General features: G+C 73.7%; 20 protein-coding genes. 14 read left to right on the top strand and 6 right to left on the bottom strand.

Annotated features, from left to right (window positions below; genetic code table 11):
• The first annotated feature begins 239 nt into the window (after positions 1-239).
• The 4 genes from ACQP1V_RS11580 to ACQP1V_RS11565 all read left to right on the top strand — a co-directional run bounded on the left by ACQP1V_RS11580 (position 240) and on the right by ACQP1V_RS11565 (position 2,916).
• A complete protein-coding gene (locus tag ACQP1V_RS11580; RefSeq protein WP_433421856.1) occupies positions 240-680 on the top strand; it encodes a hypothetical protein in 441 nt (146 codons plus the stop codon).
• 10 nt (positions 681-690) lie between these two features.
• A complete protein-coding gene (locus tag ACQP1V_RS11575; protein WP_433421854.1) occupies positions 691-1,854 on the top strand; it encodes a glutathionylspermidine synthase family protein in 1,164 nt (387 codons plus the stop codon).
• Between the two features lie 112 nt (positions 1,855-1,966).
• On the top strand, positions 1,967-2,416 hold the full coding sequence (locus ACQP1V_RS11570; RefSeq protein ID WP_433421852.1) for a DUF350 domain-containing protein: 450 nt from the start codon (positions 1,967-1,969) through the stop codon (positions 2,414-2,416).
• Positions 2,417-2,520: 104 nt separating this feature from the next.
• Positions 2,521-2,916 (top strand): VOC family protein, encoded by a 396-nt coding sequence (locus ACQP1V_RS11565; protein ID WP_433421850.1) that lies wholly within the window; start codon positions 2,521-2,523, stop codon positions 2,914-2,916.
• A gap of 12 nt (positions 2,917-2,928) precedes the next feature.
• Here ACQP1V_RS11565 and ACQP1V_RS11560 read toward each other — a convergent pair whose 3' ends face one another.
• On the bottom strand, positions 2,929-3,621 hold the full coding sequence (locus ACQP1V_RS11560) for a helix-turn-helix domain-containing protein (protein WP_433421847.1): 693 nt from the start codon (positions 3,619-3,621) through the stop codon (positions 2,929-2,931).
• Between the two features lie 89 nt (positions 3,622-3,710).
• On the opposite strand from ACQP1V_RS11560, the gene ACQP1V_RS11555 reads away from it, so the two are divergent.
• The 6 genes from ACQP1V_RS11555 to ACQP1V_RS11530 all read left to right on the top strand — a co-directional run bounded on the left by ACQP1V_RS11555 (position 3,711) and on the right by ACQP1V_RS11530 (position 9,981).
• Entirely contained in the window at positions 3,711-4,931 is a 1,221-nt protein-coding gene (locus ACQP1V_RS11555) for a PucR family transcriptional regulator (RefSeq protein WP_387412597.1), read from the top strand.
• Between the two features lie 117 nt (positions 4,932-5,048).
• Positions 5,049-5,951 (top strand): ACP S-malonyltransferase, encoded by a 903-nt coding sequence (locus tag ACQP1V_RS11550; protein ID WP_433421845.1) that lies wholly within the window; start codon positions 5,049-5,051, stop codon positions 5,949-5,951.
• On the top strand, positions 5,948-6,904 hold the full coding sequence (locus tag ACQP1V_RS11545) for a beta-ketoacyl-ACP synthase III (protein ID WP_433421843.1): 957 nt from the start codon (positions 5,948-5,950) through the stop codon (positions 6,902-6,904). Before ACQP1V_RS11550 ends, ACQP1V_RS11545 begins: the two co-directional genes overlap by 4 nt.
• Positions 6,905-6,965: 61 nt before the next feature.
• The gene (locus ACQP1V_RS11540) at positions 6,966-7,205 is read left to right on the top strand and encodes an acyl carrier protein (protein WP_067130827.1); all 240 of its coding nucleotides are present in this window, start codon (positions 6,966-6,968) and stop codon (positions 7,203-7,205) included.
• Positions 7,206-7,316: 111 nt separating this feature from the next.
• Entirely contained in the window at positions 7,317-8,549 is a 1,233-nt protein-coding gene (fabF, locus tag ACQP1V_RS11535) for a beta-ketoacyl-ACP synthase II (protein WP_387412603.1), read from the top strand.
• 13 nt (positions 8,550-8,562) lie between these two features.
• Entirely contained in the window at positions 8,563-9,981 is a 1,419-nt protein-coding gene (locus ACQP1V_RS11530; RefSeq protein WP_433421839.1) for an acyl-CoA carboxylase subunit beta, read from the top strand.
• Between the two features lie 190 nt (positions 9,982-10,171).
• Here the strand turns inward: ACQP1V_RS11530 and ACQP1V_RS11525 are convergent, their stop codons facing one another.
• On the bottom strand, positions 10,172-10,648 hold the full coding sequence (locus tag ACQP1V_RS11525; protein WP_084258805.1) for a DUF3145 domain-containing protein: 477 nt from the start codon (positions 10,646-10,648) through the stop codon (positions 10,172-10,174).
• A gap of 213 nt (positions 10,649-10,861) precedes the next feature.
• Here ACQP1V_RS11525 and ACQP1V_RS11520 point away from each other — a divergent pair, with 213 nt between their 5' ends.
• The 4 genes from ACQP1V_RS11520 (at position 10,862) to ACQP1V_RS11505 (ending at position 15,438) form a co-directional block, all read left to right on the top strand.
• On the top strand, positions 10,862-11,929 hold the full coding sequence (locus tag ACQP1V_RS11520) for a S8 family peptidase (protein WP_433421836.1): 1,068 nt from the start codon (positions 10,862-10,864) through the stop codon (positions 11,927-11,929).
• Positions 11,930-12,005: 76 nt separating this feature from the next.
• Complete coding sequence (locus tag ACQP1V_RS11515) at positions 12,006-12,527, top strand: RNA polymerase sigma factor (protein ID WP_433421833.1); 522 nt, start codon at positions 12,006-12,008, stop codon at positions 12,525-12,527.
• Positions 12,524-12,982, top strand: a complete 459-nt coding sequence (locus ACQP1V_RS11510) for a hypothetical protein (RefSeq protein WP_433421830.1) — start codon at positions 12,524-12,526, stop codon at positions 12,980-12,982. Before ACQP1V_RS11515 ends, ACQP1V_RS11510 begins: the two co-directional genes overlap by 4 nt.
• Positions 12,983-12,987: 5 nt before the next feature.
• Positions 12,988-15,438 (top strand): CHAT domain-containing protein, encoded by a 2,451-nt coding sequence (locus ACQP1V_RS11505; RefSeq protein ID WP_433425804.1) that lies wholly within the window; start codon positions 12,988-12,990, stop codon positions 15,436-15,438.
• Positions 15,439-15,483: 45 nt separating this feature from the next.
• Here ACQP1V_RS11505 and ACQP1V_RS11500 read toward each other — a convergent pair whose 3' ends face one another.
• From ACQP1V_RS11500 to ACQP1V_RS11485, 4 genes are read right to left on the bottom strand one after another with little or no spacing between them, the layout of a single operon-like run.
• Positions 15,484-16,305, bottom strand: coding sequence for a sulfurtransferase (locus tag ACQP1V_RS11500; protein WP_387412611.1), 822 nt, complete (start codon positions 16,303-16,305; stop codon positions 15,484-15,486).
• A complete protein-coding gene (locus ACQP1V_RS11495; protein WP_433421826.1) occupies positions 16,302-17,441 on the bottom strand; it encodes an alkaline phosphatase family protein in 1,140 nt (379 codons plus the stop codon). The genes ACQP1V_RS11500 and ACQP1V_RS11495 overlap by 4 nt, the downstream gene beginning before the upstream one ends.
• Positions 17,442-17,459: 18 nt before the next feature.
• Positions 17,460-18,050 (bottom strand): DUF5998 family protein, encoded by a 591-nt coding sequence (locus tag ACQP1V_RS11490; protein WP_433224129.1) that lies wholly within the window; start codon positions 18,048-18,050, stop codon positions 17,460-17,462.
• A gap of 57 nt (positions 18,051-18,107) precedes the next feature.
• The gene (locus ACQP1V_RS11485; protein WP_433421823.1) at positions 18,108-20,801 is read right to left on the bottom strand and encodes a GNAT family N-acetyltransferase; all 2,694 of its coding nucleotides are present in this window, start codon (positions 20,799-20,801) and stop codon (positions 18,108-18,110) included.
• Between the last annotated feature and the right edge of the window lie 16 nt (positions 20,802-20,817).

The following is a 20,817-nucleotide window of genomic DNA, read 5'->3' as shown; positions in this document are numbered from 1 at the left end:
GTCCGGGGCCGACCGCGGCGCACCGGTCCTCCCGGCTGAGCCGAGGACCACGGTCATTTGGGCACGCGTTCCGGCAGGAAGGCGGTCCGCTTCAGCGCCTCGACCGGGGCCGCAGTAGGGTCTGATACCCGGAAATTCCGGATCGTTACGGAAAACGAGGAAAAGGAACCCCAGAGGGGTGTACCCCCGTTGATCTCCCCGAACGGTACGCTGTGCCGACCCCGACCGACAGGAGCCCGATGACCGCCCCAGGGGAGAGCCCCGGCCCGCCGCGTCATCCGATGGCGATGGGAGCCGGCGACACCCCGCCGAAGTGGCGCGGCATGTCGTCGACCGCCGTCAAGCTCGGCGCCCTCGGCGTGCTGTCCACTCTCGTCGTCGGGTTCTGCGCGGCACAGAAGCGCTACGAGGAGGTCGGCGCCGACTGCGTGGACCTCAACAGCCGCAACCCCGACGGCTCCTACACTGTCGTGGACGACAGATACTGCGACAAGGGCGGCACCTACCGCTACTACGGCTCGCGCGGCGCGTACGGCTGGTACTACGGCGGCAACCGGATGGGCGGCCGCGTGTGGCAGGGCACGACGCTGAAGCCCGCGGACGCGCAGATCAGCACGAGGTCCGGCCGGGTGATCCAGCGCGGCGGCTTCGGGTTCCACTCCGGCGGCGGCGGGAGCTGACCGCGCGCCGATGAGACGTCAACCATCGACCCCGCGCGACGGCTGGGCCGAGCTGATCGAGTCCCAGGGCCTCGCCTTCCACCGCTCGTCCCACCCGGAGAACCTCGACCGGCCGTACTGGGACGAGAGCGTCCACTACGTCCTCACCATGGACGAGGTCCTCGCCCTGGAGGAGCAGGTCGAGGAGTTGCATCGGATGTGCCTGGCCGCGGTGGAGCACGTCGTCACGCACGACCGCATGGCCGACTTCGCCGTACCCGCCCACTGCCGGGCCGCGGTCGCGGAGTCGTGGCGGCGCCGGGACCCGCACCTGTACGGCCGGTTCGACCTGCGCTACGACGGCTCGGGACCGGCCAAGCTGCTGGAGTACAACGCCGACACCCCGACGAGCCTGGTCGAGAGCTCGGTGATCCAGTGGTTCTGGCTGAAGGACGTCCATCCGGACGACGACCAGTGGAACTCGATCCACGAGCGGCTCGTCGACCGCTGGCGCGCGCTCGCCCCGGGCTTCCCGACCGGCCCGACGCACTTCGCGTGGACCGGCGCGGACGAAACCGGCGAGGAGGCGATGACGCTCGGCTACCTGCAGGAGACCGCCGACCAGGCCGGGCTGAAGACGGTCGCCATCGCGATGGAGGACATCGGCTGGGACCCCCCGAACCGGCGTTTCGTCGACACCGAGTACCGCGTGATCCGGTCGATGTTCAAGCTCTATCCCTGGGAGTGGATGGTGGCCGAGCCCTTCGGGGCGCACGCCCTCGCCCTGCAGCCGACCATGACCTGGATCGAGCCCCTGTGGAAGATGCTGCTGTCCAACAAGGCGCTGCTGGCGATCCTCTGGGAGCTGTATCCGGGCCATCCCAACCTGCTCCCTGCCTACCTGGACGGACCGCGCGGCATGTCGTCCTACATCCGGAAGCCGCTGCTCGGACGCGAGGGCGCCTCGATGCGGGTCGTGTCGCCCGGCCTCACCCTCGACACGCCCGGCGACTACGGCACTGAGGGGTTCGTCCACCAGGAGTTCCTGCCGCTGCCGGACTTCGACGGCCGCCGCCCGGTGCTGGGCGCCTGGGTGGTCGAGGACGAGTCCGTCGGCCTCGGCATCCGGGAGACCTCCGGCCTGATCACCGACGACACCTCCTCGTTCGTGCCGCACCGCATCGCGCCGTCCTGACCGCCCCACAGCGCCGCGTGGCCTCCCGGACGCGCCGACGCGGCGCCGCCGAGCGGTCCCGTAGCGACCCGATCCCCCGAACCGCCCGCCCAGGGCCGCCCATCAAGGAGCCATGGTGACCACCCAGTCCACCCCCTTCACCGAGGTGCTCGGCAACGGAGCGCTGGCGATCGGCGCGTACGCCGTGCTCGGCGTGCTGCTGCTCGTCGCCGGCTTCTACGCGATCGACCTCGCCACGCCCGGACGGCTCAGCCGGCTCATCCGCGAGGAGCGCAACCCCAACGCCGCCGCCCTGGCCGCCGCCGGCCTGGTGGCGGTCGGGCTGATCGTCGCCGCGTCGATCTGGTCGTCGGGCGGCGCGCTGCGCGAGGGGCTGATCGCCACCCTGGTCTTCGGCCTGGTCGGCATCGCCGTCCAGACGATCGCCATGATCGCCTTCGACCGCGTCGTCGGCATCCCGGTGCGGACGCTGCTCGCCGAGACCACGCTCCAGCCGGCCACGATCATGCTGTCGGCCACCCACGTCGTGATCGGCCTGATCACCGCCGTCGCCGTCGTCTGACGGCCGTCCCACCGCCGACGCGCGCGTCCGAGCAAGCGCCCGACCCGCCCACATGTCCGATTCCTTCAAGACCGCCGCCCGTTTCCGCCCCTAGGGTCGGGGACATGGCACCGACCTTCAACCTCATCGGCCTCGTCGTCGCGGACATGGGCGCGTCGCTGGACTTCTACCGGCGGCTCGGCCTCGACATCCCGGCCGAGGCGGACTCGGCCCCGCACGTCGAGACGACGCTCCCCGGCGGGCTGCGGCTCGCCTGGGACACCGTCGACACGATCCGCTCCTTCGACCCCGGCCGGACGGCGCCGTCGGGCGGCTCCCGCGTCTCGCTCGCGTTCGCCTGCGCCGACCCCGAGGAGGTGGACCGCGTCTACGACGACCTCGTCGCGGCCGGGTACGAGGGCCACAGGAAGCCCTGGGACGCCTTCTGGGGCCAGCGCTACGCCCTGGTCCGCGACCCCGACGGCAACGGCGTGGACCTCTTCGCCCCGCTCCCCTCCTGAGCGGGGCCGCCGTCAGGCGGTCAGGACGCCGAGCGGGACGCCGGCCAGCGCTTTCACCTCGCGCGAGAGGTGCGCCTGGTCGGCGTACCCGGTGCGGGCCGCGACGGCGGCGTACGGCACGCCGGTCCTGGCCAGGGTGAGGGCGCGGTCCATCCGCAGGATCCGCATGAGGGTCTTCGGGCCGTACCCGAAGGCGGGGAGGCTGCGCCGGTGGAGCTGCCGCTCGCTCAGGCCCGCCGCGTCCGCCACCTCGGCGACCGCCGCGCCCCGGCGGAGCATGGCGACGACGCCGGGAACGGCCGGGTCCGGGGGCTGCGGGGCGGACGCGAGCCGCCGGACGGCCAGCTCCTCCAGCGCGACGCCCGGACGGGGCGCCGCGTGGACGCGCTCGGCGAGCCGTCCGACCTCGGCCTCCGGCCACAGAGAGGCCAGCGGCACCCGCAGCCCGCGCAGCTCGTCCGCGGGCACGCCGAGGACGGCGGGGGCGGTGCCGGGCGCGAACCGGATGCCCGTGTAGCCGGCCGCGTCCCCCGTGCCGGTGCCGAGGTGGGCGACCGGGTCCGGCCCGGCCACGAGCAGCTCGCCTCCCACCCACAGCAGGTCCATGCAGCCGTCGGGGAGGATCCGCAGGGTCGCCCCGGGGCTCGCCCCCGGCCGTCGCCACACCACCGCCCCGGGCACCCGTGAGGGCCTCTCCCGGTACATGCTCCCCAGCATTCCATCCCGTGCCGGCCGCTCGGCCGGGCGGCGGCTCCCTGGCTCCAGCATCGCCCGTGACCTGGCACGCTAGAACCGTGACGGAGCGGAGCGAGCCAGCGAGCAAGAACGGCGTCCCTGCCGGCAGGGGCGCCGACGAGAGCGGCCGGCCGGATGAGAAGGTACGCAGAGACACCGCGCGACGGCTCGACCGGGCGATGGGCAGCCTGGGCACGGCGGCGATGGCGCGGATGGAGGAGCAGCTCCTCTGGTACCGCGCGCTGTCGGCCGAGGACCGGTCGTGGGTCGGCCTGGTGGCCCAGGCCGGGATCGCCGCGTTCGTCGAGTGGTTCGGCCACGCGGGCGAGGGGCGTCCGACACCCAACATAGAGTTCTTCGGCACCGCGCCCCGTGAGCTCAAGCGCAGCGTCTCGCTCCAGCAGACGGTCGACTTGGTGCGCATCGTCGTCGAGGTCGTGGAGGCGCAGGTCGAGGAGCTGGCCGCCCCCGGCGGCGAAGACCTGCTGCGCCAGGCCATGCTGCGCTACACCCGGGACGTCGCCTTCGCCGCCGCCCAGGTATACGCCCGGGAGGCGGAGGCGCGCGGCTCCTGGGACGCCCGGCTGGAGGCGCTCATCGTGGACGCGCTGGTCCGCGGCAAGGTGGACGACGGGCTGCACTCGTGGGCCGCGGCGCTCGGCTGGACGTCCTCCCCCGTGATCGTCTTCGCCGGCTACTCCCCGGGCGACGACCCGCAGAGCGTCATCGACGGCCTGCGCGACCGGGGGCGCCGGGTCGGCTACGACCTGCTCGCGGGCGTGCAGGGCGACCGGCTGATCGTCATCGTCGGCGGCGCGGACAGCATCAAGGACGCCGCGCGCAGCGTGGCGCCCCGTTTCGGTCCGGGACCGATCGTGATCGGGCCGGAGGTGGCCGACCTGCACGCGGCGGCCGGCTCGGCCCGCGCGGCCATCGCCGGGCTCCGCGCCGCCGCGGGCTGGCCGGACGCGCCGCGCCCCGTGATGGCCGAAGATCTGCTCGCGGAACGTGCCATCGACGGCGACCCGGCGGCCCGGGTCCAGCTCGTGGAGAACGTCTACACGCCGCTGGTGGGGACGCCGCTGCTGGACACCCTCGCGACGTACCTGGAGCAGGGGACCTCTCTCGAGGCGACCGCGCGGCTGCTGTTCGTCCACCCGAACACGGTGCGGTACCGCCTGCGGAAGATCACCGAGCTCACCGGCTACCAGCCCACCGAGGGCCGCTCGGCCTTCACGCTGCAAGTCGGGCTGATTCTCGGCCGGCTCAGCCTCACCTAACCAGCCGTACCTTAATCAGGCGGAAACAAGGACTGTAGGTTCCCTACAACCCGATCACCGCAAACTTCGTCCGGATCTCCATCTCTGTGGTGAACCCCTACAGGGCAGGGTTGTGATGTGCTCGTCATCGTCTCTCCGGGCCAAGGCGCCCAGACCCCAGGATTCCTGAGCCCGTGGCTTGAGATCCCCGGTTTCCGCGACCGGCTCTCCGCCTGGTCCGAGATCGTGGGCCTCGACCTGATCGCCTACGGCACCACGGCGGACGCGGACGAGATCCGCGACACCGCCGTCGCGCAGCCGCTGCTCGTGGCGGCCGCGCTCGCGTCGTACGAGGCGCTCGGGGTCGCACCGGACCTGGTCGCCGGGCACAGCGTGGGTGAGCTCGCCGCCGCCGCCATCGCCGGGGTGCTGACCCCTGAGCAGGCGCTCGGCCTCGTCCGGGTGCGCGGTGAGGCGATGGCCAAGGCCGCCGCCGTCACCGAGACCGGCATGACCGCGGTGCTCGGCGGCGTCGAGGAGGACGTGCTCGCCGCCATCGAGAAGCATGGCCTCACCCCGGCCAACATCAACGGCGCGGGACAGATCGTCGCGGGCGGCACGCTGGAGCAGCTGGCCGCGTTCAAGGAGGAGCCGCCCCAGCGGGCGCGGCTGATCCCGCTCTCCGTGGCGGGCGCGTTCCACACAGAGCACATGGCCCCTGCCGCCGCCGACCTGCGCGAGGCCGCCGCGGACCTCACCCCGGCCGATCCCCGCGTCACACTGCTGTCCAACGCGGACGGCGCGACGGTCGCCACCGGCGCGGAATACCTGCGCCGCCTGATCGACCAGGTCAGCAACCCGGTCCGCTGGGACGCCTGCATGGGCACCATGGCGGAGCTCGGGGTCACCACCATGATCGAGCTCCTGCCGGGCGGTACGCTGACCGGCCTGGCCAAGCGCGGGCTGAAGGGCGTACGCACCTTCGCCCTCAAGACGCCGGAGGACCTCGAAGCCGTCCGAGAGGGGTTGAACGAGCAGTGAGACTGTCCCAGGGGGCTCCGGGGGCCAAGATTCTGGCGTTCGGCGGTTACCAGCCCGCCGACATCGTGACCAACGACGACCTGGCCAAGCGGATCGACACCAACGACGAGTGGATCCAGACCAGGGTCGGCATCAAGGAGCGGCGCGTCGCCGGACCGGGCGAGTCGGAGATCGACCTCGCGGTCCAGGCGGGCGGCAAGGCCCTCGCCGCGAGCGGCCTGTCCCACGCCGACATCGACCTGGTGATCGTGGCCACCTGCACGCTGGAGGCGCAGATCCCGAACGCCGCGGCCCGGGTCGCCCACCGGCTCGGCATCGACGCGCCGGGCGCGTTCGACGTGAACGCCGCGTGCGCCGGGTTCTGCTACGCCCTCTCCGCCGCCGCGGATGCCGTACGCGCCGGTTCGGCGAAACACGTGCTGGTCGTCGGCACCGAGAAGCTCAGCCAGTGGGTCGACTGGGACGACCGCGCCACCGCGGTGATCTTCGCGGACGGCGCGGGCGCCGCCGTGGTGGGTCCGTCCGACACCCCGAGGATCGGCCCGGTCGTCTGGGGCAGCTCCGGTGACAAGTCGGAAGCGATCTCCGTCGCGAACCGCCAGTCCTTCCTGCACCAGGAAGGACAGACCGTGTTCCGCTGGGCCACGACCACGCTTCACCCGGTGGCGAAGCTGGCGTGCGAGCGTGCGGGTGTGGACCCCGCCGAGCTCAGCGCCTTCGTCCCGCATCAGGCCAACCTGCGGATCATCGAGGCGATCGCCCGCAAGCTGGGCGCCGACAACGCCGTGATCGCGAGGGACATCGTGCTCGCCGGCAACACCTCGGCGGCCTCGATCCCGCTCGCGCTCTCCCGCATGGTCGAGCGCGGCGAGGTGCAGCCGGGCGGCCTGGCCCTGTTGCTCGGCTTCGGCGCCGGCCTCACCTACGCCGGACAGGTCATCGAAATCCCCTAACGCTTTGTACGGCCTGCCGTACAAACCCTGAAAAATCCGAAATTCAAGGAGAAATCGCGACATGGCAGTCACCGAGCAGGAGATCCTCGCCGGCCTTGGCAAGATCGTCAACGAGATCACCGGCATCCCGGCGACCGAGGTCACCCCGGAGAAGAGCTTCGTGGACGACCTCGACATCGACTCGCTCTCCATGGTCGAGATCGCCGTCGCCGCGCAGGACGAGTTCGGCGTCGAGATCCCGGACGACCAGCTCAAGCACCTGAAGACCGTCAAGGACGTCATCAACTTCATCCAGGCCTGAGCGGAGACCGCCGAGCGAGAGCCCGGCGGTCCCACCCCCGCCAGATGGCCTCGTGAATGTGCCGTGCCGCGGCACATTCACGTCCACGACCAACAAGAGGAGTGCACACAAGTGAGTACGAACCGGGTGCGTGTCGTTGTCACCGGGCTCGGCGCGACGACGCCCCTCGGTGGGGACGTCGCCTCGACCTGGTCGGCGCTCCTCGACGGGAAGTCGGGAATCCGCCCCATCACCGAGGACTGGGTCGACACGGTTCCGGTGAAGTTCGCCGGCGTGGCCGCGGTCGACCCGAGCGAGGTGCTGCCCAGGCCGGAGGCCCGGCGGCTGGACCGCGCGGAGCAGTTCGCCCTGATCGCCGCCAGGCAGGCCTGGCAGGACGCGGGCGCGCCCGAGGTCGACGGCGAGCGTCTCGGCGTGGTGGTCGGCAGCGGCATCGGCGGCATCGGCACGATCCTCTCCGCGTACGACCTGTACCGGGAGAAGGGCTGGAACCGGCTCTCGCCGTTCACGGTCCCCATGCTGATGCCGAACGGCTCCGCCGGTTGGATCAGCATCGAGCTGGGCGCCAAGGCGGGGGCGCACTCCACGGTCAGCGCCTGCGCCACCGGCGCCGAGTCCATCGGCTACGGCATCGACATGATCCGCTCCGGCCGCGCCGACATCGTGGTCGCGGGCGGCACCGAGGCCGCGATCCATGGCCTGAACGTGGCGTCGTTCGCCGCGGCGCGCGCCATGTCCACCCGCAACGACGAGCCCGAGCGGGCCTCCCGCCCGTTCGACAAGGGCCGCGACGGCTTCGTGCTCGGTGAGGGCGCCGGCATCGTGGTGCTGGAGTCCGAGGAGCACGCCCGGGCGCGCGGCGCGCGGATCTACGCCGAGGCGGCCGGCGTCGGCTACACCAGCGACGCCTACCACATCACCGGCATCGACCCCGAGGGCAAGGGCGGCCGCCAGGCCATGCTGAGCGCGCTCAAGGACGCGGGCATCGCCGCGTCCGACGTCCACCACGTGAACGCGCACGCCACGTCCACGCCGCTCGGTGACGAGATCGAGGCCCGTGCGATCAAGGACGCCATCGGCGGCCACGCGGCTGTCACCGCCACCAAGTCGATGACCGGCCACCTCCTCGGCGGCGCGGGCGGCGTCGAGTCGATCTTCACCATCCTGGCTCTGCACGAGCGGATCGTGCCGGCCATCGCGAACCTCGACGACCCCGCCGACGGCATCGAGGTGGACCTCGTGCGCGGCGAGCCCCGGAAGCTCGACGGTGGCCAGCTCGCCGCCATCAACAACTCGTTCGGGTTCGGCGGACACAACGTCGCCGTGGCCTTCACCACGGTGTGACTAGGAGCCCTAGATGACTGTGCTTGACAACAGGGTGGTGACCGAGGCTTCGGACGAGGAGGCCGCCGATCCCCGCGATCCCCGGGTACGGCTGGGCCACCTCCTGGACGAGGGCTCGATCCGGCTGATCAGCCCCGAGGACAAGAGCGGTGTCCTGGCCGTCACCGGCCGTGTCGAGGGCGTCCCCGTCGTCGCGTTCTGCAGCGACGCCCGGGTCCAGGGTGGCGCGATGGGCGGCGACGGCTGCGAGCACATCGTCCACGCGTACGACGTGGCGGTCCGCGAGCGCGTCCCGGTGATCGGCGTCTGGCACTCCGGCGGCGCCCGCCTGGCCGAGGGCGTCGAGTCGCTGCACGCGGTGGGCCGTGTGTTCGCCGCCATGACCAAGGCGTCGGGCGTCGTCCCGCAGATCTCGGTCGTCGTCGGCGCGGCGGCGGGCGGCGCGGCCTACGGCCCGGCCCTCACCGACATCGTGATCCTCTCCGACAACGGCCGGATCTTCGTGACCGGGCCGGACGTCGTACGCAGCGTCACCGGCGAAGAGATCGACATGGCCTCGCTGGGCGGCCCCGACCCGCACAGCAAGCGCAGCGGCGTCGCCCACGTGGTGACCAAGACCGAGGCCGAGGCGCTGCTCAAGGCCCGCCAGATCGCGTCGCTGCTCGGCCACCAGGGCCGGGTGCGCGACGTCGACGAGGCCGACTTCAGCGACCTGCTGCCGGACAACCCGCGCCGCGCCTACGACGTGCACCCGCTCGTGAACGGCATCCTCGACGAGCCCGGTGTCGAGCTGCACCCCAAGTGGGCGCCCAACATGGTGACCATGCTGGGCCGTCTCGGCGGGCGCACGGTCGGCGTCGTCGCCAACAACCCGATGCGGCTCGGCGGCTGCCTCGACTCCACCTCGGCCGAGAAGGCCGCCCGGTTCGTCCGGATGTGTGATGCCTTCGGGGTCCCGCTGGTGGTCCTGGTCGACACGCCCGGCTACCTCCCGGGTGTGGGTCAGGAGCACGACGGCGTCGTGCGCCGCGGCGCCAAGCTGCTGCACGCCTTCGCTGAGGCGTCGGTGCCCCGGGTGACGCTGGTCACCCGCAAGTCGTACGGCGGCGCGTACATCGCGATGAACTCGCGCGCGCTCGGCGCGACCCGCGTCTTCGCGTGGCCGACCATGGACGTGGGCGTGACGGGCGCGGTGGCCGCGGTCCGGATCCTCAAGCGGCGCGAGCTCGCCGCCGTGCCGGAGGAGGAGCGCCCGGCGCTGGAGGCGAAGTTGGCCGAGGAGCACGAGAAGATGTCGGGCGGTGTCGCCCGCGCCATCGAGCTCGGGGTCGTCGACGAGGTGATCGAGCCGGCGAAGACCCGGGGCTCGATCGCCAAGGTCCTGGCCCAGGCCACCCCGGCGCGCGGCGCGCACGGCAACATCCCGCTCTGACCCCGCCCCGGCCGCCGCGGCACGGCGGCCGGGTCGACGGCGACGACAACAGGCGCCGGTCCAGCAACTGGACCGGCGCCTGTTCTCATGCCGGAAGATCCCTCGTGCGGCACGGGCCGGTGGCGCTCGGCCCGCGCTCCGCCGCGCCCGCCGGGCGTGCGGCACACCGAGCGGGACAGGCGCGGCGCCGTCAGACGGCCGCGTGCAGCCAGCGGACGGGGGCGCCCTCACCGGCGTACCGAAAAGACTCCAGCTCCTCGTCCCACTGCTTGCCGAGCAGGCGGTCCAGCTCGTCCTCCAGGACGACCCGGCCCAGCGCGGCCATGAGCATGGCGGTGCGCAACCGGTCCTCGGTGATCAGGATGTCGCCGTTCGCGCCGACGACGGCCGTGAAGGCGCCGAGCGTCGGCGTGTACGCGTATCGGGAGCCGTCCACGCCGGGCGAGGCATCCTCGGTGATTTCGAATCGGATGCGCTGCCAGGCCATGAGCGACGACGAGATCGCCGCCGCCGTCCCCGGACGCCCCTCCCACTCGGCCTGGGCACGTACCGCCCCGGGCGCGGCAGGCTGAGCGGTCCACGTCAGATCGACGGGCACGCCAAGAACGCCTGCGACAGCCCACTCGATATGCGGGCACAACGCAGGCTGAGCCGAGTGGACGTACAGCACGCCACGAGCAGCTGCCACCGGACCTCCCAAATCGCATGAGGTGCGCCTTCCCCAACGGCCTCACACTGGGATGATCACAAGTGACAGAAGGAGAGACTACCGTCCGTCGCAGCCAGGCACCAGAGGGGGGTCATACGGATTAAGACTTGACAGCGATCTGTATATGAAAGACTGCGCTCAGTAAGATTTCCGACGCGAAGGGCCACCCCCATGTGCCCACCCGCAGGCGATCTCCCCGCGGTCCGGGTCGTCGAGCCAGAGCCCGGACGCCCCGCCCTCATCCGCCCCGGAGAGCTGATCACCTCGTCACTGAGCGCGGTCTCCCGATGGACGGTCGCCGCCGTCCCGGCCGGGCCGGTCCACCACTTGCGGCTCTCGCCCGACGCCGACGTCCTCGACCTCGCGGCCGGACTGCGCGACCAGGGACACCACGCCTCGCCCAACCACGTCCTCCTCGGTCAGCCGCTGCTGTTCGGCGGCCCCGGCGGCCGGCCGGTCCCGGCGCGGCCCGTGTCGTACGCGCGGGAGGAGCCGTGGGACGTCACGGTCGGTGTGCTGGACACCGGGCTGGCCCCGCACCCGTGGCTCGCCGAGTGGTACTCCGACGAGGTCGCGGAGATCGCCGACGCCGACCACGACGGGGTGCTCGACGAGCAGGCAGGGCACGGCACGTTCGTGGCCGGGCTGATCCTGCGAGAGGCCCCGGGCGTCCGGTTGCGTGCCGTACGGGTCCTCGACAGCCACGGGGTGAGCGACCAGGCGACGCTGCTGCGCGCGCTGGCGCGACTGGGCGGTGAGCGGATCGACGTCCTCAACCTCTCCCTGGGCGGTTACACCGTGGACGACGAGCCGCCGCTCGGGGTGGCCGAGGCGTTGCGCCCCTTCCCGGCGGTGGTCGCGTGCGCGGGGAACACCGCTTCCTCCCGCCCGTTCTGGCCCGCGGCGCTGCCGGACGTGGTCGCGGCCGGCGCGCTCGACGGCGCGGCACGGGCCTCCTTCTCGGCGCACGGGCCGTGGGTCGGCGCCTGTGCCGAGGGCGTGGGGATGACGAGCAGCTTCCTGGAGCACGGGGCCTTCCACGGCTACGCGACGTGGAGCGGCACGTCGTTCGCGGCCGCGGTCGTCACGGGAGCGGTGGCGCGGCTGTGCCGGGAGATGCCACCCGCCCGCGCCGTGCGGCACGCGCTCCTGGACGGCCGGCGCATGCCCGGCCTCGGCGTGGCGGTGCCGCGGCGGCGGGACCAGGACGAGGAGCGGGCGGCCGGACCGGTCGGGTGAAAGGCCCCGCCGGGCGCGGCCGGGGCCGATAGGGTGATCGCGCTTCGCATCCTCTCCGACGCGTGGGGTGACGGACATGCCCTCTGAGAAGACGCTCCCGGGCCTGGACCAGGCGGCCTGGGAGGAGCTCGTCACCCGCTTCGACGGCCGGATGTGGGCGGTGGCCCGCGCGTGCGGGCTCGGCCCGGCCGACGCGGCCGACGCCGTCCAGGGCGCGTGGCTGCGGATGGTCGAGAGCCTGGACGGCATCCGCGATCCCGAGCGGATCGGCGCCTGGCTGATCACGACGACCCGGCACGAGGCGGTCCGGCTGGCCCGGCGGTCCCGGGGAGAGCGCCCGGCGGCGGACGCGCTCCCGGAAGTGCTCGTCCCCGACCTCGCCGCGTCCGTGGTGGACGCCGAGTTCGGCCGGCGGCTCTGGCTGCGGCTGGACGGGCTGGCCGAGCCGTGCCGTTCGCTGCTCCGCCTGTACGCGCTGAACCCCGACGCGAAGTACGCCCAGATCTCCATGCGGCTCGGCCTCCCGATGGGGAGCATCGGGCCGACCCGCTCCCGGTGCATGTCCCGGCTGAGGGCGCTGATCGAGGAGGAACGGTGACCGACGACGACCACCTGCCCACGTATCTGCTGGCGGCGCTGCGGATGGCCGCCGGGGCCGATCCGGTGCCGGGCCGCGTGTCCACCTCCGCGCGCGCCGCCTTCGCGCTGCGGCTGCCCGGCGCCGTGGTGGCGAGCCCGGCCGAGGTCGGGCCGGGCGTGGGCGCCCGCTCAGAGGGACGGCCCGCGATGCACCGGTTCGACGCGGACGGCCTCACCCTCGACGTCGAGGTGACCGTCGCCGACGGCCGCCTCGACGTGGCCGGCCAGGTGTCCCCCGCTCCCGGCCCGGGAACGAGGATCGAGGTCCGCACCCCGGGCGCCGGCAGCAGCCGCGTCCCGTCCGAGACGGGGCACTTCGCGGTAACCGGCCTGCCTCCCGGCTGGGTCAGCGTGGTCTGCCACCGGCCCGGTCGTGCTCCGGTGGCCACGCGCTGGCTCCGCGTCCGCGATTGACCGCCGTGAACCCCGGCGCTCCGGTCGACGTCGGCCCGGACGGCAATGAGGCAGCCCCGCTGGCCCGGGCCGAGCGCGCGGTCTGGCTGTCGGCCACCGATCCCGAGCTCGCCGAGGCGGAGGCCCGCGCCGTCCTGGCCGAAGCGGAGGCGGAACCGCCTGGCACCCGGCGGTGCGCCGAGGCGGTCCCGGTGGCCCTGCGGGCGGCGGCCCTCGCGGCCCGCGAGCTGGGCGACATCGACCTCGCCGTCGCACGGCTCGAACGGGCCGTGATCGTCGGCGCGGACTTCCCGAACCGGGTGGCGCAGGCGCGACTGTCGCTGGTGACCATCGTGGCCGAGCTCGGCGACCCCGAGCGCGGGCTGCGGCTGGCCGACCTCGCCGAGCGTGACCTCACCGGCGTCGATCTGGCCCGGCTCGGCGTCCAGCGCTCCGGCGCGCTCATCCTGCTCGGCCGCTTCCGCGACGCCGTACGGCACTGCGACAAGGCGCTCGGCGGGCTGGGCGGCGACCCGCGGTTCCACGCGGGCGGGCTGCTGAACCGGGGGGTCGCCCGTACCTATCTGGAGGAGTACGCGCGGGCCGAGGCGGACCTGTCGGCGTGCGCGCGGATCGCCAGGGAGGCGGGGCTCGGCCACCTCGCCATGCTCGCCGAGGGCAACCTGCCGTTCGTGGCCGCGCGGCGTGGCGACATCTCGGGAGCGTTCGAGAGTTATCGGGCCGCGGAGGCCGCGCTGTTCGGCTATCCCGAGCGGCTGGCCGCGATGCGCGCCGACTTCGCGCACGCGCTGGTCGAGGCGCGGCTGCTCGGGGAGGCCCGCACGCTGCTGGAGCGGGCCGTCCCGGATCTCGCCGGGTCCGGGGCGCAGGCCGGGCTCGCGGACGCCCGGCTGCTGCTGTCCCAGGTCGAGCTGCTCACCGGGGCGGCCGCGGACGCCCGCGCCTCGGCCGAGGCGGCGCGGTCGGAACTGGTACGGCAGGGGCGGACCGCCCGGGCGCCGCTCGCGACCGAGGTGGCGCTGCGCGCCCGGCTCGCGCTGGACGGGCCGACACCCGGGCTGCTCGCCGAGATGCTGGCCTGCGCGCGCGACCTCGACGACGGCGGCGCGGCGGCCGACGCGGCCGCGCTTCGCCTGACCGTCGCCGAGGCGGCCATGGCGATGGGTGACCTGCCCACGGCGCGCGACCGGCTGACGCTCCTGGCCCGCTCCGCCACCCCGGCCGTGATCCGGCAGCACGCGCTGGCCGTGCTGCGGCGCCTCGACGGGGACCTTGCCGGGGCGCTGAACGCGGCCCGCGCGGGCGTGGCGGCGGCGCTCGCGCCGCGCCCGGCCGCCTCCGCGAACGGTGAGGCGGCCGCTCCCGTCGAGGCGCGCGCGTACGCCGCCCGGTCCGCCGAGGATCTCGGCCGCTTCTGCGTGGGGCTCGCGCTGGAAGGCGGCGACCCGTGGACCGTGCTCACCTGCTCCGAACGCCGGCGGGCGCTCGTACGGGTGACTCCGGAGCCGTGTCTCCCGGGCGAGGCGGGGTTCGCTTCCGAGGGGGCGCTGATCGAGTTGGTGCGCAGTGACGCCGACCTCACGGGCGTGCTGGTGACGTCCGGCCGGAGCGTCCTGCGGCGGCTCGGCTCCTACCCGGCGGCGGCCGAGGCCACGGTCCGGGTCCGCTACGCGCTGCGCCGGCGCAACCTGCGCGACGTGCCGGCCGAGAGCGGCCTCGACCGCGATCTCGCGGCGCTCGACGACGCCCTTCTCGGGCCGCTCGGCGTGCCCGCCGGGCCGGTGACGATCGTGCCGACCGGCGCCCTGCACACCCTGCCCTGGCCGCTGCTCCCGTCCCTGCGGGGCCGCCCCGTGTCCGTGGCCGCGAGCGCGTCCTCCTGGCTCGCCGGGCCGGAGGCGCCTCCGGTGCGGGAACCCGCGGTCGTGGCGGTGGCCGGGCCGGGGCTGGAGCACGCGGCGGTCGAGGCGGACGCCGTCGTCCGGGCGCATCCGGGCGCGATCCGGGTGGACCCGACGAGGGCGGCGGTGCTCGCCGCCCTCGGCCGCGCCGACGTGCTGCACGTCGCCGCGCACGGAACCTTCTCGCCGCGCGGCCCGCTGCTGTCCCGGATCACGCTCGACGACGGGCCGCTGATGGCCTACGACCTGGCCCGGCTGGACCGGATGCCGAGGCTGGTGATCCTCTCGGCGTGCGAGGCGGGCATGGCGCACGCCCCGGCGGACGGAGCCGTCCTCGGACTGGCCGGCGCGTTCCTCGACCGGGGCGTCCGGTGCGTGATCGCCGGCGTGGTGCCGGTACGCGACGAGGAGGCGCCGGCGCTGATGGCGATGTTCCACCCGCTCCTCAGGGACGGGCACACGCCGGCCGAAGCGCTCGCCCTGGCGGCTGATGCGACCGATGTGCCGGGTTTCGTGTGCTTCGGCGCGGGAGATCTCCGGCTGGCGGCCCGCTGACGCCGGCCGCAGCTTCGCTGCGGAAGGCGGGCCGTCCTCCTCCGATCAGCCGGTGGCCACCGGGCGGGAGGAGTCGGTCACCCAGTGGGACCAGGAGCCGACGTAGAGCGCGGCGTGGATGCCGGCCAGTTCCAGCGCGAGCACCTCGTGCGCGGCGGTCACGCCCGATCCGCAGTAGGCCCCGACGGGCACCCCGTCCACCGCGCCGAGCGTGTTGAACCGTTCGCGCAGGAACTCGCGGTTGTGGAACCGGCCACCGGGCTCGACGTTCTCCGCCGTGGGCGCGCTGACCGCGCCGGGGACGTGCCCGGCCACCGGGTCGATCGGCTCGACCTCACCGCGGTAGCGCTCGGCGGCGCGGGCGTCGAGCAGGACGCCGTTGGCGGCGAGGTCGGCCGCCTGGTCCGCGTCCAGCGTCGGCATCCCTCCGGGGACGGCGGTGAAATCGCCGCCGCGCCCGGTGGCGTCCCCCTCGCCCTCCTCGACCGGGAGCCCGGCGTGCCGCCAGGCCCGGATGCCGCCGTCCAGAACGCGCACGTCGGGATGGCCGAAGTAGCGCAACGTCCACCACGCCCGCGCCGCCGCCGACGAGTCGGCCTCGTCGTAGACGACGACCGGGCGGGAGCCGTCCACGCCGAGGCGGCGCATCGCGGCCTGGAAGTCCGCCGCCTCGGGCAGCGGGTGACGTCCACCCGCACCGGGCGCGGCGGCGAGGTCGGCGTCGAGAGCGCAGAAGACCGCGCCCGGGATGTGGCCCTCCACATAGGACTTGTGATCGGACGGTCCACCGCCGAGCCGCCAGCGGACGTCCAGGATCGTGACTTCGCCGAGGCCGGCGAGCTCTTCGGGCGTGACAAGGATGCTCATCTGGCACTTACCTCCAGCAACGGGACATTCTGTTCGGCCGCCGTCAAGGAGCCGTGATAACCGATCATGGCGGCTTCGAGCGGCTCGGCCTGGGAGGCGACGATCGCGGAGTCGTCGTACGGCACCGCCACGACGTCGCCGATCCGGCCCAGCCACTCGCGGCGTACGGCCGGGCCGAACCACCCGGAGTCCACGGCCTCCTCCCTGGAGACCACCCAGGCCCGGCCGCGCAGCGCCTCGGCCCACGTCTCCAGGACCGCCGGGGCCGCCCCTTCCACCGTGTAGAGGTGGCGGACCCGCGCCTCGCCGCCGAGGAGCGCGACCCCCTCACGCAGCTCGGGCCGCAGGTCCACGTCCACCTTCTCGACCGCGTTGACCATGCCGTGGTCGGCGGTGACGTACATGGCCGAGCCGCGCGGCAGCGACTCGGCGATCCGCTGCGCCATCCGGTCGACGACGGCCAGCTCCTCCAGCCACTGGGTGCTGCCCCAGCCGGTCTCGTGGCCGGCCGCGTCCACGCCGCCGTAGTAGACGGTGACGAACGACCGGCCGCGCAACGCCTCCCGCGCGCCCTCGACGCGGTCGTCCACGCTCTCCGCCGCGACGTGCCGTACGCCCCGGTAGACCGCGCGGGAGAGTCCGGTCCCCCGGAACGCCCCGGGCGCGACGTAGACGGGGTCCACGCCCGCCGCGGCGAGCCGCTGGTAGACCGTCTCGGCCGGCTGCCACCACTCGGGGTCGACGGCGTGGCCGGGCGCGGTCCAGCGCAGGCAGTTGAACAGCCGCCCCTCCCCCGGGACCGCCATGAGGATGCCGACCATCCCGTGCTCGCCGGGCGTCGAGCCCGTGCCGAGCGTGGCGAGGCTCGTCGGCGTCGAGGACGGGAACCCGGCGGTGAGCGTCCGCCCCCGCTGCCCGGACAGGAACGGCGCGGCGTCCGGATGGGCGCGCAACAGGTCGGCGCCCAGGCCGTCCACGAGGAACAGGCACACCCGCTCGGCGGGGTCGAGCCGCAGCGTGTTCTCGGCGCCGGCCCCCAGGGAGGCCAGTACGGACCCCGGCAGGTCGGACAGCGAGGCCCCGCCGTACTCCGGGACGTACGGCACGGCGGAGCGCCCGGAGCGGGACTCGGTCACGTCACCTCCAGGGACGGGTCAGGCGGCGGCGTGGGCGGTGGCCTCGGAGAGGGCCTTGGCGAATTCGAGCACGTGCGCGACCGCCTCCGGGCCGTCGGCCGCCTCGCTCACCCGCAGTGACAGGTCGTCGGCGGTGATGGCCCCCGTGTAGCCGTGGTCGGCCTCGCAGTTCTCGTCGCCGCAGGTCGCCGGCTCCAGATCCACGTGCGAGATCGCCCCCCAGCCGATCGTCAGCGTGGCCTCGGTGGGAGGAACGCCGGGAACGTACGAGGCCGGGTCGGGCACCACCCGGGTGACGGCGACCGACTGGATGCGGCTGAGCCGTACGGCCTCAGTGGTGGTGGAGGCGTGCGAGGCGGGCATCCCCTCGGCGGGCGGGTGTTCGTCGGTGTGGCAGACGAGCAGCCGGCTCGCCGTGAGCACCAGGACGGTGACGTGCCTGCGCACCTCCATCGCCGGGTCGAAGGTGGCCTCGTGATGCACGACGTATGCCGTGACCTGTTCCTTGCCAAGGGCGGAGTCGACCGCGTCGGCGACCAGGTCGGGGTAGTAGCCGCTGCGCTCGATCGCCTCACGCATTCCGGCGGCGGAGACTCGGGTTTCCCTCATGGGGTCCATCCTGCCCTGTAAGGGACACCGGTTTCACACTCACGCGAAACCGGCTCCTTACCGCAGACGGCGCGGTCCGACGTCGAGCCGGGGGCCGACCTCGGGCCGCAGCACGGCCCTGGCCCCCAGCACGACGACCGCCGTCTCCCCCACCAGCACCTCGTCCAGGTCCATCCGGCGAACCTCGGGCAGCGCGTCGGCGAGGAGTCCCACCCTGACCAGCAGATCCTCCAGCGCGTCCACTGCCACCGGCGGGTAGCCATACTCGCCGAGGAGCAGCGGCGCGGCCCGCACCGAGCGCACGAGCGCGGCGGCGTCCTCCGTGGTGAGCGGGGCCAGCCGGTAGGCGCGGTCGCCGAGCAGCCGGGCCGCCACGTCACCCAGCCCGAAGGACACCACCGCCCCGGCGTCCCGGTCCTGCAGCACGCCGACGACCGTGGCGGCCGACGGCTGCGGCGCCATGTGCTGCACCGCGATCGTCGCGCCGGGGCTGAGCGTCGCGGCGAGGTCGGCGTACGCCTGGCGGAGGCTGCCCGGCTCGCCCAGGCCGAGCCGTACGGTGCCGGACCGGCGGGGCGCGTGGGGGTCGGCGGCCGCTGTCACAGGCCGTGCCACCGGCCGCAACGCCACGGGCCAGCCGAGCCGGGTGGCCGCGGCCACCGCCTCGTCGGCCGAGCCGACCGGCTCGGCGGGCCACACCTCGACGCCGTAGCAGGCGAGCAGCTCCGTCGCGTCGATCTCGACCTGCTCGGTGCCGGGGACCAGCGCGTCGGCGATCAGCCGCCTGGCCCGCGCGGTGTCCACGCCCTCGACCATCGGCGGCGTGCCGACCGGCTGCTCGCGCCAGCGGGCGTAGCCGACGGCGTGCGCGAGCGCGCGTACGGCCTCCTCCGGCGCGGGATAGGACGGGATGGAGCCTCTGGACGGGCCCTCCCCGGGGACGCGCAGCTCGACGGGCATGCCCAGCTCGCCCTGGAAGGTGGCCAGCACCGGCTTGCCGGACTCCCCGGCGACCCGGACCAGCTCGGCGGCGACCTCGGCGTGGCCGCCCGGGATCGGCGGCATGTAGATCACGACCGCCGCGTCCACGTCGGGGAGCACGCCGGAGAGGGCGGCGGCGAACTCGGCGCCCCCGGCGCGCGCCCCGAGGTTGACCGGCGGGACCGGTTCCAGACCCCGGGCGCGGCAGGCCTCGACGGCGAGCAGCGCGAGCGCGTCGGAGTTGCTCACCACGCCCACCCGGGGGCCGGCGGGCAGCGGCTGGTGGGCCAGCAGCTGTGCGACGTCGAAGAGCTGGGCCAGGTCGTCCACCCGGATCACCCCGGCCTGCTGGAACAGCGCGCTCAGCGCGGTGTCGGGCAGGCGGAGCACCCGGGCCGCGTGCCCGGTCGGCACCCCCTGGCTCTTGACGACGACGACCGGCCTGGTGCGGGAGATCCGCCGGGCCAGCCGGAAGAACTTGCGCGGGTTGCCCAGGGATTCCAGGTAGAGCAGGATCACGTCGGTCGCCGGGTCCTCCTCCCAGTACTGCAGGAGGTCGTTGCCCGACACGTCGGCGCGGTTGCCCGCCGAGACGAACGTCGAGATGCCCATGCCGCGCTGGGCCACCCGCTGCAGCAGGGCCGTGCCGAGCGCACCCGACTGGCTGAAGAACCCGACCCTTCCCTGTCCCGGCAGCGTCGCGGCGAGGGTGGCGTTGAGGCGGATCGCGGGGTCGGTGTTCGCGATGCCGAGACAGTTGGGGCCCACCACGCGCAAGCCGTACGCGCGGGCGATGCGGACCAGCTCGTCCTGGCGGGCACGCCCCTCCGGCCCGGTCTCCCCGAACCCGGAGGAGACCACGACCAGGCCCTTCACCCCTTTCTCCGCGCACTCCTTCACCACGTCGAGCACGCCCTCGGCGGGGATCGCGAGCACCGCGAGGTCCACCTCGCCGTCGATCGCCGATACGCTGCGGTACGCGCGTACCCCGGCGACCGCCCTCACCTCGCGGTGCACGGGGTAGACGGGGCCGGTGAAGTCGGCGGCGAGCAGGTTGCGCAGCACGGTCTGGCCGATGCCGCCCGGCTCGCGGCTGGCGCCGATCACCGCGACGGACTCCGGCTTCAGCAGCCGCTCGATGGAGCGCGCCTCGGCCCGGTGCTCGCGCGCCGCCGTCACCTGCACGGCGCTGTCGGTGGTGGCCAGGTCCAGCGTCATGCGTACGACGCCGTCCTCGAAGTGGCTCTGCGCGGTGTATCCGGCCTGGCGGAACATCGCCATCATGCGGTGGTTGGCGGGCAGCACGTCGGCGATGAACGTGCGGATGCCCCGCTCCCTGGCGGCGGCACGCAGGTGTTCGAGCAGCACGGACGCCATGCCCCTGCCCTGGTGCGCGTCCTCCACGAGGAACGCCACCTCGGCGTGGTCGGCCGGCTGCACCCGGTCGTAGCGCACGACCGCGACCATTTCGGTGCCGATCGTGGCGATGAGCGCGACCCGGTTGTCGTAGTCGACGTTGGTGAACCAGGCGATCTCGCGGTCGCTCAGTGTCGGCCGGGGACCGAAGTAACGGAAGTAGATCGACTCCGCGGAGAGACGCGAATAGAACGCGCGCATCAGATCCGCGTCGTCCGGCCGGATCGGGCGCAGATGCGCCGTTCCGCCGTCCGAGAGCACGACGTCCGCCTCCCAATGGGCGGGGTAGCGGGATTCCACAGATTCGAGAGTAGTCCCGGCGCTCCACCTCTCTGCAGGGCAACGCTTGTGCATCGACTCCCTGCGAGTG

Source organism: Microtetraspora malaysiensis (genome assembly GCF_050947145.1).
GTDB classification, from domain to species: domain Bacteria; phylum Actinomycetota; class Actinomycetes; order Streptosporangiales; family Streptosporangiaceae; genus Microtetraspora_A; species Microtetraspora_A malaysiensis.
The sequence above is the reverse complement of the archived record's forward strand: the minus strand, read 5'-3'. Positions and strand labels throughout refer to the sequence as shown.

Bases quoted from the DNA above. Each gene is read 5' to 3' on its own strand.
- ACQP1V_RS11560 (WP_433421847.1), bottom strand. From the start codon at position 3,621: ATGTACCGGGAGAGGCCCTCACGGGTGCCCGGGGCGGTGGTGTGGCGA.
- ACQP1V_RS11500 (WP_387412611.1), bottom strand. From the start codon at position 16,305: ATGAGCATCCTTGTCACGCCCGAAGAGCTCGCCGGCCTCGGCGAAGTC.
- ACQP1V_RS11580 (WP_433421856.1), top strand. From the start codon at position 240: ATGACCGCCCCAGGGGAGAGCCCCGGCCCGCCGCGTCATCCGATGGCG.
- ACQP1V_RS11570 (WP_433421852.1), top strand. From the start codon at position 1,967: ATGGTGACCACCCAGTCCACCCCCTTCACCGAGGTGCTCGGCAACGGA.
- ACQP1V_RS11540 (WP_067130827.1), top strand. From the start codon at position 6,966: ATGGCAGTCACCGAGCAGGAGATCCTCGCCGGCCTTGGCAAGATCGTC.
- ACQP1V_RS11565 (WP_433421850.1), top strand. From the start codon at position 2,521: ATGGCACCGACCTTCAACCTCATCGGCCTCGTCGTCGCGGACATGGGC.
- ACQP1V_RS11515 (WP_433421833.1), top strand. From the start codon at position 12,006: ATGCCCTCTGAGAAGACGCTCCCGGGCCTGGACCAGGCGGCCTGGGAG.
- ACQP1V_RS11575 (WP_433421854.1), top strand. From the start codon at position 691: ATGAGACGTCAACCATCGACCCCGCGCGACGGCTGGGCCGAGCTGATC.
- ACQP1V_RS11530 (WP_433421839.1), top strand. From the start codon at position 8,563: ATGACTGTGCTTGACAACAGGGTGGTGACCGAGGCTTCGGACGAGGAG.
- ACQP1V_RS11490 (WP_433224129.1), bottom strand. From the start codon at position 18,050: ATGAGGGAAACCCGAGTCTCCGCCGCCGGAATGCGTGAGGCGATCGAG.
- ACQP1V_RS11485 (WP_433421823.1), bottom strand. From the start codon at position 20,801: ATGCACAAGCGTTGCCCTGCAGAGAGGTGGAGCGCCGGGACTACTCTC.
- ACQP1V_RS11520 (WP_433421836.1), top strand. From the start codon at position 10,862: ATGTGCCCACCCGCAGGCGATCTCCCCGCGGTCCGGGTCGTCGAGCCA.